Here is a 12854-nt window from a genome sequence, read left to right as displayed (position 1 = left end):
TTTCACGTAACGGCCACTACGTCTATATTCGGCAGGGGGGCAGTCGAGGCCGACGTGGAGGTGGCGATGAGAGTGGTGTTCGTGCACGGGGCGTGCGTGCGGGACGGGTCGTGGTGGTGGCACCGCACCGCCGAGCTGCTGCAGGAGCGGGGGGTGCCGAGCGTGGCACCGGCGCTGCCGAGCTGCGGCGAGGCGGGCCTGCCCGGCGGCGTCGGCGGTCCGGGGCTCCCCGAGGACGTCGCCGCGGTGCGGCAGGTGCTGCAGGCCGACGACGAGCCGACCGTCGTGGTCGCCCACAGCTACGGCGGCATCGTCACCGCGGAAGCCGCCGCGGGCGTCGGGTCGGTGCACCACCTGCTGCTGGTCTCCAGCTACCTGCCCGAGGTCGGGCAGAGCCTGTCGGACTTCGGGGACGGCGGCCCCGCCCCGTTCCTCGACGTCGACCCCGACGCCGGCACGTTCGGGGTCCGCCCCGAACTGCTCGTGGACACGTTCCTGCGGGACTGCGCCCCCGAGGTTCAGGCGCAGGCGGCGGACCACCTCGCCCGGCAGAGCGTGCGGGTGACCGGGCAGCCGGTCGGGGCGGCCGCATGGCAGCAGTTGCCCTCGACGTACCTCGTCTGCGCCCAGGACCGGGGCACCCCGCCGCGGCTGCAGCGGGAGTTCGCCCGCCGGGCCGGCAGCGTCGTCGAACTCGACGCCGGCCACCACCCGTTCCTGTCCCAGCCTGAAGCGGTCCGGGACCTGTTGCTGAGCCTGTGACGGCAGCCGCGGACGAGCCGGACCGGCAGCCACCCCGCGAATGACGTCCCCGCACGCGGGGGACGTCATCGACGGGTGTTCAGCGAGGGTGGCCGGCGCATGGCGCAGTTCCCCGGCACAGCGCAGGGCCCGCCGCGAAGAGGAGAACCGCGTCACGAGCAGCCCCGTCCCCCAACTCAGGGGAGGCGGGGCTGTCTCGTGTTCGTACCGGCCGTGAGGCGGTGGGCTAGTCCCCGCCGACGGGGCAACGCCGGCCGTTGTACCAGGCGTTGCGGATCGACAGCGTGGATCCGATCTTGGTCGTGCCGGGGCCCACGCACCGGTAGTCGTCAGGCCAGTTGGGAATGTCGATCCGGATCTCGACCCAGGTGCCGGTGTCCCCGGCGCAGTGGTTGTAGTAGGCGGTTCCGGTCCGTGCGAAGAAGCCGCACGGGTCGGCCGCCGCAGCGGCGGGCTGGGCTGCCACCAGTCCGGCTGATCCGATCAGTGCCGCGGCAAGGGCGGCGCGCAGGACACGCATCGGGTCCCCCATGGTCGTCTCGGAATGGACACGGGCAGGCTAGCCGTCGCCTGGTGCCGCGTATGCCCCAATTGCCCGGCGGGTCGGGAAAAGGGTCCGTCCGCCACGCGGGGGGTGTCATGGCGGCCGGTACGACCAACGCCAGGGGATGGCCGGGGTCCTGGGGAACACAGGCGTCAGCGGGACGGCGACGAGCGCGGCACCGATCGGCGGCACCGATCGGCGGCACCGATCACGACGCCTGGACCGGCTCGGGAACCGTTCCCCCGGATCCTGCGTGACCTCTTGATGTGTTGTGGGCTGGTGGTGAGGGGACCGGATGAGAGCGCGGACGATAGTGAGCGTGGCGGTATCGGCCTGTGTGGCCCTGTTGGCGTGCGCGTGCGGTCCGGAGAAATCGAAGGAGGACACGGACGCGAAGCCTTCGCGGCCGTCCGCCTCCACGCGGGCAAAAGAGCCGTCGGCCAGCCGTCCGCGTCGCTCGGACCGAGAAGCCGTCGGCCGCCCCGACCGGCGACCAGCCCGCGCCCAGGACGAAGGAGGGCGCGATCCGGCAGTACGAGCAGTACCTCCACGCCCTCGGCCGTGAGGACATCGACGCGGTCTGCGAAGTGGCCGGGCCCGCCGCGAAGAAGGCACAGGCCCAAGGGCTCGGCCCGTGCACGTCGACGTACACCGCCGTGTTCCAGATGATCTCGCCCGCGCAGAAGAAGGCCCTGCAGACCGCGACGGTCGACCCGCAGCGCATCGCCGTGCGCACGCCCGACAAGATCGAGATGCCGGCGGAAGCGGTCAGGGCCTCCGCCACGTTCTCCGACGACGACCTCGGCAGCTACACCCTGGAGTACCTCAAGAACGATTGGTTCATCACCGACTGAGCCCAACGCGCCATCCGCGGAGCCGCCCGACGGTGGGAGCGGACTCATTCCCACGGCTTCTTACTCACGCCGTCGGCCGAGGACACAGAACTCGTTGCCTTCGGGGTCTGCCATGACAACCCACGACTGGTCACCCTGACCAATATCAACACGCTGTGCGCCATGAGCCTCAAGGCGAGCCACCTCGGCGTCCTGATCATCAGGCACGAAGTCGAGATGCAGTCGGCTCTTGGCCTTCTTGGGCTCATCAAGCCGGACGAACTCCAACCCCGGCACGCGATCCGGCTCCGGGCGGATCGCGAACTCCACATCAGAGGAGTGGACCACAACCCAACCAAGAGCCTCGGCCCACCACTGCCCCAGGGCCACCGGATCTGCGGAGTGAACGATTACATTGCGCCATTCCAAGGTCATCAGCCGAGCCTAGACCTGCCAGGGCTTCGAAAACAGGCATGCATGAAGAGGGCCCACTGACGTCTTCTCAGCGACGACCATTTCCAGATTCGGCGGACGAGCCGGTTAGCGCGCCACGCGGTAGCGGAGGTAGACGACTCTCGAGCTGAAGGTGCGGGTCTCCACGAGTTCGAGATCCACCCGGCGCTCGCGCTGGGGAAAGAACGGGATACCACCGCCAACCAGCACCGGGTAGACCCTGGCCCGGTACTCGTCGATCAGCCCCAACGCGGCCGCCTCGGCGGCGAGAGCCGCGCCGCCGATCGCGATATCGCCCTCCCCCGGCTCGGCTCGCAACCGCTCGATCTCCTCCGCCAGGCCGCCGGAGACCAGGCGGGCAGTGCCCTGCACCGCCGACAGCGTGGTGGAGAACACCACCTTGGGGAGCGGCTTCCAGAGCGCGGCCCACTCGAGCATGGAGTCATCGAGCGATGGATCCTGGTCGGCGGTCTCCCAGTACAGCATCGTCTCGTACAGTCGGCGTCCCATCAGGTGGACGCCGATCTCACGGATCTCGTCAATGGAGAAACGAAAAACGTCCTCGCTGGGCGCCGTCCAGTCGAAGCCGCCGTCCGGCCCGACGATGTAGCCGTCAAGTGAGACGGCCATCGAATAGGTCACGCTGCGCATCAGAAGTCCTCCTCGATACGGGTTCGACAGTACGACCGCCAGACGCCGCAGGACTCATCGCGACTCGCGGGATCCGCAGTGGACCAGTGCCTCCAGGTCTTCGGGGAGGTGAACTGTCCCGGTGGATGCTGGAGGTTGGGCCTGGAGGGGGTCCGGCCGGGGTGCGGTCCCAGACCCCCGGGTGGCGGCCTCAGCGACTGTGCTCTCCGCATGAGCGGCGGCAGCAGGTTCTGCCTGCGCCCACGCACACTCCACGAGGTGCGCGAACGGATGGCGTACGCCCGAACCACCGGGGAGCCGTTCGTCCAGGCGCTCGTCCGCCACGAGCTCCCCTAGCACCGCGACAGCCGGGGAGACGCTGCCCCGAAAAACCATGCGCCGGAATGGCGGATGGGGGGAGGTGGGCGTTACGGGAGGGCGCCAGGTCGCTGTGCCCGAAGCGCGCATCGGGCGGGTGCGGCAGCGTTCGATGAGGCGACGCCGGCCCTCGGCTGTAAGAGGTGCGTTGCCGTCGAGCGCCGCAGCGGCGCGTGCCGGGCAGGGTCATCGGGTGATCGGGGTGGCACCGGTCGCGGTGATGGACAGGTCCCACAGCCGTGCGGCGGCGCCGGGGTCGATGGCGTACGCGCGGACGCCGCCGTCATCCATGGGAGCGTCAGGGGCGCAGACACGTGAGACGTCGCAGTCTTCCAGGTAGAGGCCGCCGCGGTCGTGGAGGAGTCGGGACGTGGCGGCCCACAGGCCGGTGGCGGCGCCCTGGGAGGGGGTCTTGAAGTCGGCGCCGATCACCTTGCCGTGCTCGTCCACCCAACCGCGGTCGATCTGCTCCCGGAGTGTCATCTCCCGCTGAAGGCCGGTGACGATCTTGCCCGGGTGGAGCGCGAGGGCCCGGACACCGTCGTTGCGTCCGAGGGCGTCGAGTCGCACGGCGAACAGGGCGTTGGCGGTCTTGGCCTGGCCGTAGGCCAGCCACTTGTCGTAGCCGGTGCGAAAGTGCGGGTCGTGCCAGCGGATATCGGTCAGGGCATGTCCGGCGGAGCTGTTGACGACGACGCGCGTACCGCCCGCGGCGGCCAGGAGCGGATAGAGCTCGCAGGCGAGAGTGAAGTGTCCGAAGTGGTTGGCGGTGAACTGGCTCTCCCAGCCGGGGCCGACGCGCCGCTCCGGGGTGGCCATGACGCCGGCGACGGCCATGAACAGGTCGAGCCGGGCGAGGGAGTCGCTGATCCGTGCGGCGGCGGCGCGCACACTGTCGAGGTCTGCCAAATCCATGGAGATGACCTCGCAGCCCGCCACCTCCGCGAGCGCGGCGCGGGCGATTTCGGGCCTGCGTGCCGGAACGATGACCCGGGCCCCGGCCGCCGACAGGGCCCGGGTGGTTTCCAGGCCGAGCCCGGAGTAGCCCCCGGTCACCACGGCGCTCGTGCCGGAGAGATCGAGGCCGGCCATGACGTCCTCGGCGGTGCTGACGGCGGAGAAGGGCGAGCCGAGCGGCTGCTGATCAGTGCTGGTCATGCTGACGACGCTACGATCTAGAGCGAGGTCTAGATCAAATCCTGGAGTGGGGCGCATGGCGACTGGCGAGACCTCCGCGGAGCCACTGAGCATCGGTGAGGTGGCCGAGCGGACCGGACTCAGCGTGCATGCCTTGCGCCTTTACGAGCGCGAGGGCTTGCTGGTCGGACCGGTCCGGCGCACCTCCGGCGGTCGGCGGCGGTACACCGCGTTCGACGTCGACTGGTTGCTGATCTGCGTCAAGCTGCGTGCATCCGGCATGCCGCTCGCCGACCTCAGGCGGTTCGCCGAACTGGTGCGGCACGGTCCGGGCAACGAGGCGGAACGTCTGCGGCTCCTCGACGCCCACCGGCAGCGCGTCGACGCACAGATCCAGGCACTGGAGGAGTGCCGTTCCGTCATCGCCTGGAAGGTCGGCGTCTACGCCGAACACCTCGCCCGCGGCGAGGCGGGCGGACTCTGGGACCCGACGGCCTGAGGGGCAAGCACAGAACCGCGAGGGCCGACCCTGGTGCGTAGGGTGGCGGGTCACGACCGGCGAGAGTGACCTGCGGAAACCGCTGATCGGGCGGTGGCCGTCCTGGAGAGTCTGGCGCGACGCTCCGCCTGAGCTGCCGCGCGGCCACAGCAGGCCCCGCTGCGAGCGTTCGGTGTCCGATTCGCAGGGTGGCGTGGGGGCGCGCAGCATGGAAGTGGCCGGCTGCCATCGTTTCGCGAGGTGACAGGCCATGACTGGTTGAGCCCGCTGGAAGCAACGGACACGGCCGAGGCCGTGCGGCCGAGGGGCGTGGACGCCGGGGGACGTTCCGGCGCGATGTGCCGGTCGGAGGAGCCATAGGAGGTCGGCGATGGCGCACGCACACGGAGATGAACCGATCGTGGTCGGCCTCGACCCCGATCCGGGCAGACGCGCGGCGCTCGGCTGGGCCGCCGACGAGGCGGACCGGCGCCGCCTGCCGCTGCTGCTGGTTCTCGCGCAGAACGTGCCGACCCCCGGGTACCGGCCGACGGGCGGGCGGCCGTCCTGGGAGGAGTGGAACGAGTCGCTGCACACGTCGGGGGATCGCATGCTGAAGGAGGCGGTGGCCTTCGTCGAGTCCCGGCATCCACAGGTGCGGGTATCGGGTCTGCTGGCCGAGGGGCATCCGGCGTGGGTGCTGCGTGAGCGGGCGCGGAACGCCACGGTAGTGGTGGTCGGGTCCTGGCGCCTGAGCGCTCTTCAGGAGGTCTTCACCTCCGCCGCCGTCGCCCTGCCGCTCATCGCCCATGCGCCCTGCCCCGTGGTGGTCGTGCCGGAGCCGGAGCAGGTCCGCGAGGCGGAACACGCCCCCGAGCCGGAGCACGTCCCCGAGCGGCAGCCGCATTTCGTGGTCGGGGTGGACGGCAGTCGTCATTCCGCGGCCGCCGTCGACTTCGCCTTCGACGAGGCCGCCTTGCACAGCTCGGCCCTGCGCGCCCTCTACGTATGGCAACCTCCGCGGTTCGGAACCCCCGACGAGGAGGCCGCCGTCCAGGAGTGCCGTCGGCTGCTGTCGGAGACCGTCGCCGGGCGTACCGCCGGCCATCCGGAGGTGGAACTGCGCCAGGAGGTCGTACCGGGCCACCCGGTACAGGTCCTGACCGAGGCGTCCGGACACGCCCTCGGCCTGGTCGTGGGCACACGCGGGCACGGCGGGTTCACCGGCCTGCTGCTGGGCTCCGTCAGCCAGGGCGTGACGCAGCACGCACGCTGTCCGGTCATCACCGTCCCGAGCGCCTGACCACCGCCGCGGCCCCAAGGCCCGGTCCGGTTCCGTGTTCTTCAGGCCCTGGCGGGGCGGGGCGCGATCTCCCGCAGCAGCTCCATCACCGCCCGGGCGCGGGCGGTCTGGGTCATGCCCTTCACCGAGGCGATCTGGACTTCGAGCGGGGGGCTTCCGTCCCGCAGCTCCAGTTCCGCGATCTCGCCGCCGCCGTACGTCTGGCCGGTCGCCGGCCGCTGGTTCAGCACGGAGTATCCGAGCCCCCGGGCCACCAGGGAACGTACGGTTTCATAGCTCCGGGTGCGGTAGCGGACATCGGGCGCGGTGCCGGTGGCGGCGATCAGCGAGCGGAAGTAGTCGCGGCTGTGGGGCAGATCTAGCAGGACGAGGGGTTCCGCGGACAGTTCGGCCGGCTCCACGGAGCCCTGCCGGGCCAGCGGGTGGTCGGCCGCGACGATGACATAGGCCGGGGCCCGCGCGATCGTCTCGCTGCGCAGGTCCATCTCGGCCGTCAGACCGAGGTCGTAGGTGAGGGCGAAGTCGATGCGTCCCGCGCGCAGGGCCTGGACGAGCTGATCCGTCTCTCCCTCCACCACGTCGATCTCGATGCCCGGGTAGCGGTCGGTGCATTCGCTGAACAGGGGCGGCAGATAGTACGGGGCCAGTGTCACGAAGCAGCCGACGGCCACCGGCCCGGAGATCGTCTCGCCGTCTCCCCGGGCCTCCCGCTCGATCTCGCGCGCACGGGCCAGCAGCTCCCGCGCCTGCTGCTGAAGCCTCTCCCCCGCGGGCGTCAGGGTCAGTCCCCGGCCCCTGCGGCGGATGAACAGCTGCACTCGCAGGTCGCGCTCCAGGTTGTGGATGGCCGCGGACACGGCGGACTGCGCGATGTGGAGCGCCCCCGACGCCTCCGTCATCGAACCGCGCTCGGCGGCCACGAGGAAGTAGCGGAGCTGGAGGAGGGTGAAACCCACCGGTGACGTCATGCGTGACCCTCGCGCCTGGTGATCGGTGTCCGTGCCGATGCCGACCCTATGCGGCGGCCGGACCTTATGCGGGCGGTGCCTGGTGGCTCTCCGCGGGCGCGTCGGAGACGTCCTCGGGGCGCAGCAGGGCGGAACCGGCGGTCTCCTTGAGGGACAGGGCGGCGATGAGGCCACCGACGGCGAACACCATCAGGTAGGGGCCGGGCAGCAGGGTGCTGCCGGTCGCGGAGATGAGCACGGTCATCAGGTACGGCACCGTGCCGGCGAACAGGGCGGCGGTGAGGTTGTAGGCGATGGACAGGCCGCTCTGGCGGGTGCGGGTGGGGAAGATCTCCGCAGACCACACCGCGTAGGTGCCGAGGATCGCGGCGAGGATCACGCCGAGCAGCAGCCCGGCGATCCAGGTTCCGGCGAGCCCGGTCCGCATGAGGAGGAACGCGGGGGTCGAGAGGACCAGGAGGCCCGCGGTGGCCCCGACGAAGACCGGTTTGCGTCCCACCCGGTCGGACAGCAGCCCGAACACCGGGACCAGCACCAGCCCCAGCAGTGAGATCACCGTGGACAGCAGGGCGGCGCTGCCGGCCGAGTGCCCCAGGTGGTCGGTCTCGTAGGTGACCAGGTACGTCAGCACCATGTAGAACGGCACGTGCATGGCGGCCATCAGGCCCGCGGCCTGGAGCAGATGCCGCTTGTGGCGGCGGAGCAATTCCCGTATGGGGGTGCGCGGCACGGTGTCGTTGGCTTCGAGCGTCCGGTACTCGGGGGTGTCCTCGATCTTGTTGCGGATGATGAAGCCGATGACGCCGAGCGGCGCGGAGACGAGGAAGGGGACGCGCCAGCCCCAGGCGGTCAGCTGGTCCTCGTCGAGCCCCGTCGACAGCAGCAGATAGACGAACGAACCGGCGAGGAAGCCCAGCAGGGAGCCGACCTCCAGCCAGCTCACCCCGAATCCGCGGCGGCGCCGGGGAGCGCTCTCGGCGAGGAAGCTCGCCGCGCTGCCGAACTCGCCGCCCGCCGCGAATCCCTGGATCAGGCGCAGGATCACCAGGAGCACCGGGGCGGCGACCCCGATCGCCGCGTAGCCGGGCAGCAGACCGATCGCCAGGGTCGCGCCGGACATCATGAAGATGACCAGCGACAGTGTGCGCTTGCGGCCGATCCGGTCACCGAGCGGTCCGAACACCAGGGCGCCGATGGGCCGGATACCGAAGGACACGGCGAATACGCCGAACACGGCGAGCAGTCCGGTGGTGCTGTTCTCGTCCGGGAAGAACACGGTCGCGACGGTGCCCGCGAGATAGGCGTAGGCGGCCCAGTCGAACCAGTGCACGAACACGCCGACGGCTCCCGCGGCAACGCTTCTGCGCAGTGCGACGACGTCGGTGGCCACCTCGACCTCGGCCGTGGTGACGTCGGTGTGAGTGGTGGGCATGCGCGCCTCCTTGGGGATGGGGTGGGAGAAGCCGGAGCTGTGCGGGTGCCGTGTGCGGGGGTCGCCCCGGTCAGGAGCTCGCGCTCGCGTAGCGGCTCGAACTCCGGTCCACACCGGTCCAGGCCAGCGCCACCGCCCCGTCGAGCAGGGCCCGCTGGGCGTTTGCGCCCACGCAGAACGCGGCGAACTCGTGCTGGTGGTTGGTGGCGGGCAGCGAGCCGATACCGATGTACGGGTGGATGGCGGGCACCGTCTGCGAGACGTTGCCCATGTCGGTGGAGGCGCGGTTCATCCGGGCGGCCTGTCCCGGCGGCGCGAACTCCCGTCCCAGGGCGAGGGCGTTCGCGCGGTAGTGGGCGAGAGCGGTCTCGTCCGTGCGGAACTCCGCGTACGGCTTGCTCTCCGGTTCGATCTCCAGCTCGCACCCGGTCGCGAGGGCACCCGCCTCGAAGGCCCGCATGACCCGTGGTTCCAGCTCGGCCAGTTCGGCGAGGGTCTCCGCCCTGACGTACCAGCGGCCGGTGGCCCGCTCCGGGATGGCGTTCGGGGCGTCCCCGGCGTGGGTCACCACGCCGTGCACCCGGGCGGAGGTGGGCAGTTGCTGGCGGAGCAGCCCGATCGCGACCTGGGCCACGGTGAAGGCGTCGGCCGCGTTGATCCCGGCTTCGGGGTAGGCCGCGGCGTGTGCGGACTTACCGGTGTAGGCGATCTTGGAGTGGCTGACCGCGAACGGACGGGCCTCGGCGACGTCGACCGGCGCCGGGTGCACCATCATCGCGAGGTCCATCCCGGCGAAGGCGCCCCGGTCGAGCATCTCGATCTTGCCGCCGCCGCCCTCCTCCGCCGGGGTGCCGTAAACGTCGACGGTGAGGCCGGCGTCGTCGGCAACGGCGGCGAGGCCGAGCGCGGCGCCGACCGAGCTCGCCGCGATGAGGTTGTGCCCGCACGCGTGGCCGAGGCCGGGCAGCGCGTCGTACTCGGCACACAGCGCGATCCGGACGGGCCCGCTGCCGAACCGGGCGTGGAAGGCGGTCTCCAGGCCCAGGTATGACGTGGTGATGTCGAATCCGGCGCGGTCCAGCGGCTCGGGTACGGCGGCCGCCGCCCGGTGTTCCTCCCAGGCCGTCTCCGGGTCGGCGTGCAGCCGCTCGGACAGCCGGATCAGCTCCTCGGCATGCCGGTCGACCTCGTGCCGGGCGGCCTCTTTGAGCGTGCCCGTGGTCCCCGTCGGTCCCGTGGCCCCCATCGTCCCCATCACCGATCGCCCGGAACGCCGTACGAGGGAGCGGAGGCGGGATCGAGTCCACGGCGCACGTAGTCGTCCCGCTGCGGCAGCCAGACGGCGAGGAGTTCGGCGAGCCGGTCGACGGGGTCGTCGGCCCAGTCCACGCGCAGGTCGGTCACCCGCCAGTCCACGTCCGCGACGACCGCGAGGCCCGCGGAGTGCACCGGCCCCTCCTCGCCACCTGCCTCGACCGCGGCCTTCAGGGCGGTGACCAGCCGCTCCTCCAGCTCCCCGGGGGCGGCGGAGTACGCGTCGAGGAGGACGCCGGGGATGTGCTCGCCGCACAGCATGTTGCCGGCCGCCACCGCGCCCTCGGCGGTGGCCGAGGCGTGCTTGCCCAGGGTGTGCGCGCCGCTGTAGACGAACCCGGGCCCGGAGCGGCCCAGCACGGTCAGCTGACGGTGGGCGATGGACTTCGCGTTCCGCACCGCGCCGGTGACACCGGTAAGGGCGCGTTCCGCGTCGCCGTGGTCCGCCAGTTCCGCCAGCAGGCTGGTGCCGAGCGTGGGGTCGGTGACGTTCTGCGAAGCCGCCGCGCCGACCCCGGGCCGCAGATGGGCGACCCGGGCGGCGACCGCCGGACTGGACGAGCTGACCGCGATGCCGAACCGCTCGCCGTCGCGGGCCACCAGGGAAAAGGTCATGCCCGCGCCTCCTCGGGGATCACGGCGACGGCGTCGATCTCGCACAGCCACTCCGGACGGGCCAGGGCCGACACCACCAGGCCGGTGGAGATGGGGTGGACGCCCTTGGTCCAGCGGCCCACGGTGCGGTACACCGCCTCGCGGTAACGCGGGTCGATCAGATAGATGGTCAGCTTGACCAGGTGCTCCATCCGGCTGCCCGCCTCTTCGAGCAGCAACTTGATGTTCGCCATGGCCTGTTCGGCCTGCGCCTCGGGATCGCCGATGCCCACGGACTCGCTGGTGTCGAGGTCCTGGCCGATCTGGCCCCGGACGTACACGGTGTCGCCGGCGACGACGGCCTGGCAGAGGTCGTTGTCGAGGTTCTGCTCAGGATAGGTGTCGCGGGTGTTGAACGGACGGATCCGGGTGTGCCCGCCGGTGACGACCGGGGCCTTGACGGCGTTCGCCCGGCGGCCCTCGCTCGTGGAGGTCATCATCTGCTCCTCAGTTCTTCCAGGCCGCCGGCGCGGCGCCGGGCCGGTCGGTGGTGCCGTACGCGAGATAGCCCCGCTGGGTCGTGATGTGATCGGCGACGTATCCGGCGTCGTGCCAGACGCCCCAGATGAAGCTCGATCCGCGGCGGGACAGCCAGGGCAGGCCCAGGAAGTACACGCCGGGCTCGCAGGACACACCGCGCCGCTGGTCCGGCCGGCCGTTCTCGTCGAACGCGTCGACCTCGAGCCAGCCGTAGTCGGTGGCGAAGCCCGTCGCCCAGACGATCGAGGTGACACCGGCCGCGGCCAGGTCGAGCTCCAGCCGGGGGTCGGCCACGCCTTCCGGGTCCGGCCCGAGGTCGTGGGCCTGCGGCTCCTCGGGGAGGTCGAGCCCATTGCGCTCGACGTACGCATCGGCCGCCCGGAGGAGCTCGAGGTACTTCGCGTCGCCGAGCGCGACGTTCGTGGCGAGATCCGGCGCGAAGCGCAGCACACCGTCGTCGTAGGACGCGGTCAGACCGACGAGCTCGACACCGTCGGCGGCCAGGGCCCGGAAGTCCACGGTGTGGCCGCCGCGGGCGCCGCTCACCGCGATGGTGACGTGTTCGGCACCCTGGGGAGGCGTCTCCGCGTCCCAGCGCCCGAGCACACCGAGCCACCAGCAGAAGTCACGTCCGCGGTACTGGCGGGCGGGACGGTCGTGCGGACCGACGGAGAGAAGGACCCGGCGGCCGGAGCGGCGCAGCTCATCGGCGATCTGGACCCCCGAGGAGCCGGCCCCGACCACCAGGACCGAGCCCTCGGGGAGCTGCTCCGGGTTGCGGTACCCGCTGGAGTGGAGCTGCACGGGGACGGCGCCGTCCGGGACGATGGGCGGGATCACGGGCCGCTGGAACGGCCCGGTCGCGGCCACGACGAAGCGCGCGTCGATGGGGCCCTGCGAGGTCTCGACCCGGAAGCCGGGCCGACCGGTCCGCTTCCGTACCGAGGTCACCTCGACACCGCACCGGATCGGGGCACCTATCTTCTCGGCGTAGGTGACGAAGTAGTCGGCGATCTGCTCCTTCGAGGCGAAGGCGTCGGGGTGGACGTCGGGGTCGACGTCGGAGAACTCCAGCCCCGGGAACCGGTCGTGCCACGCGGGCCCGTTCGCCACCAGGGAATCCCACCGCTCCGAGCGCCACCGCTCGGCGATACGGTGCCGCTCCAGGACGATATGCGGCACACCGTGGGCTCCCAGGTGCTCGCTCATCGCCACGCCCGCCTGGCCCGCGCCGACGACGACTACCTCAGTCTCTTCACTCAACTTTCAGCCTCCACTCAGGCGGTAGTGCATCCCGGTGTCGCGTTGACCGAGCTGTGGGTGCTACCGCACGAGGGATCCTTGAGCATGGCCGTAATCCTGTCCAACAGATGTTTCCGCTGTAGGCGATCTGATTTACAGATTTGGACGCCTGTGAGCGCTGGAGCGCTTCGGGCTACTGGACGTCGTCGTGAACAACACCGGTCAAGCCCACCCCGGCTCAGCCGA

General features: G+C 71.0%; 15 protein-coding genes. 5 read left to right on the top strand and 10 right to left on the bottom strand.

Annotated elements, in window-relative coordinates; genetic code table 11:
• Positions 1–66 precede the first annotated feature (66 nt).
• Positions 67–762, top strand: a complete 696-nt coding sequence (locus tag J5X86_RS30205; RefSeq protein WP_208519869.1) for an alpha/beta hydrolase — start codon at positions 67–69, stop codon at positions 760–762.
• 226 nt (positions 763–988) lie between these two features.
• On the opposite strand, the gene J5X86_RS30200 is transcribed toward J5X86_RS30205, so the two are convergent.
• Positions 989–1282: a DUF6355 family natural product biosynthesis protein gene (locus J5X86_RS30200; protein WP_208519868.1), complete on the bottom strand. Its 294-nt coding sequence runs from the start codon at positions 1280–1282 to the stop codon at positions 989–991.
• 611 nt (positions 1283–1893) lie between these two features.
• On the opposite strand from J5X86_RS30200, the gene J5X86_RS30195 reads away from it, so the two are divergent.
• Positions 1894–2160 carry a hypothetical protein gene (locus J5X86_RS30195; RefSeq protein ID WP_208519867.1) on the top strand — a complete coding sequence of 89 codons (267 nt, stop codon included), beginning with the start codon at positions 1894–1896 and terminating at the stop codon, positions 2158–2160.
• Positions 2161–2220: 60 nt separating this feature from the next.
• Here J5X86_RS30195 and J5X86_RS30190 read toward each other — a convergent pair whose 3' ends face one another.
• Together J5X86_RS30190 and J5X86_RS30185 are read right to left on the bottom strand one after the other, a co-directional pair.
• Positions 2221–2574: a VOC family protein gene (locus J5X86_RS30190; RefSeq protein ID WP_078645921.1), complete on the bottom strand. Its 354-nt coding sequence runs from the start codon at positions 2572–2574 to the stop codon at positions 2221–2223.
• A 105-nt stretch (positions 2575–2679) separates the two neighbouring features.
• On the bottom strand, positions 2680–3243 hold the full coding sequence (locus J5X86_RS30185; RefSeq protein WP_208519866.1) for a dihydrofolate reductase family protein: 564 nt from the start codon (positions 3241–3243) through the stop codon (positions 2680–2682).
• Between the two features lie 210 nt (positions 3244–3453).
• Here J5X86_RS30185 and J5X86_RS30180 point away from each other — a divergent pair, with 210 nt between their 5' ends.
• Positions 3454–3579 (top strand): hypothetical protein, encoded by a 126-nt coding sequence (locus tag J5X86_RS30180; protein ID WP_374229304.1) that lies wholly within the window; start codon positions 3454–3456, stop codon positions 3577–3579.
• A gap of 207 nt (positions 3580–3786) precedes the next feature.
• Here J5X86_RS30180 and J5X86_RS30175 read toward each other — a convergent pair whose 3' ends face one another.
• On the bottom strand, positions 3787–4758 hold the full coding sequence (locus J5X86_RS30175; protein ID WP_208519865.1) for an SDR family NAD(P)-dependent oxidoreductase: 972 nt from the start codon (positions 4756–4758) through the stop codon (positions 3787–3789).
• Positions 4759–4813: 55 nt separating this feature from the next.
• Between J5X86_RS30175 and J5X86_RS30170 the strand changes: the two genes are divergently transcribed.
• Together J5X86_RS30170 and J5X86_RS30165 are read left to right on the top strand one after the other, a co-directional pair.
• Positions 4814–5236, top strand: a complete 423-nt coding sequence (locus tag J5X86_RS30170; protein ID WP_208519864.1) for a MerR family transcriptional regulator — start codon at positions 4814–4816, stop codon at positions 5234–5236.
• 370 nt (positions 5237–5606) lie between these two features.
• A complete protein-coding gene (locus J5X86_RS30165) occupies positions 5607–6518 on the top strand; it encodes a universal stress protein (RefSeq protein ID WP_208519863.1) in 912 nt (303 codons plus the stop codon).
• Positions 6519–6559: 41 nt separating this feature from the next.
• Here J5X86_RS30165 and J5X86_RS30160 read toward each other — a convergent pair whose 3' ends face one another.
• From J5X86_RS30160 to J5X86_RS30135, 6 genes are all read right to left on the bottom strand, one after another.
• Positions 6560–7486, bottom strand: a complete 927-nt coding sequence (locus J5X86_RS30160; protein WP_208519862.1) for a LysR family transcriptional regulator — start codon at positions 7484–7486, stop codon at positions 6560–6562.
• A 64-nt stretch (positions 7487–7550) separates the two neighbouring features.
• Complete coding sequence (locus J5X86_RS30155) at positions 7551–8918, bottom strand: MFS transporter (RefSeq protein WP_208519861.1); 1368 nt, start codon at positions 8916–8918, stop codon at positions 7551–7553.
• 70 nt (positions 8919–8988) lie between these two features.
• Positions 8989–10164: a M20 family metallopeptidase gene (locus J5X86_RS30150; RefSeq protein ID WP_243981828.1), complete on the bottom strand. Its 1176-nt coding sequence runs from the start codon at positions 10162–10164 to the stop codon at positions 8989–8991.
• A gap of 8 nt (positions 10165–10172) precedes the next feature.
• The gene (locus J5X86_RS30145) at positions 10173–10847 is read right to left on the bottom strand and encodes a DUF1028 domain-containing protein (RefSeq protein ID WP_208519859.1); all 675 of its coding nucleotides are present in this window, start codon (positions 10845–10847) and stop codon (positions 10173–10175) included.
• On the bottom strand, positions 10844–11323 hold the full coding sequence (locus J5X86_RS30140) for a RidA family protein (RefSeq protein ID WP_208519858.1): 480 nt from the start codon (positions 11321–11323) through the stop codon (positions 10844–10846). The genes J5X86_RS30145 and J5X86_RS30140 overlap by 4 nt, the downstream gene beginning before the upstream one ends.
• 10 nt (positions 11324–11333) lie before the next feature.
• Positions 11334–12629 carry an NAD(P)/FAD-dependent oxidoreductase gene (locus J5X86_RS30135; RefSeq protein WP_208519857.1) on the bottom strand — a complete coding sequence of 432 codons (1296 nt, stop codon included), beginning with the start codon at positions 12627–12629 and terminating at the stop codon, positions 11334–11336.
• Positions 12630–12854: the final 225 nt, after the last annotated feature.

The sequence above is a fragment of the Streptomyces sp. NEAU-YJ-81 genome (assembly GCF_017592595.1).
Classification (GTDB): Bacteria; Actinomycetota; Actinomycetes; order Streptomycetales; family Streptomycetaceae; genus Streptomyces; species Streptomyces hygroscopicus_B.
This window is presented reverse-complemented; position numbering and strand designations above follow the sequence as displayed.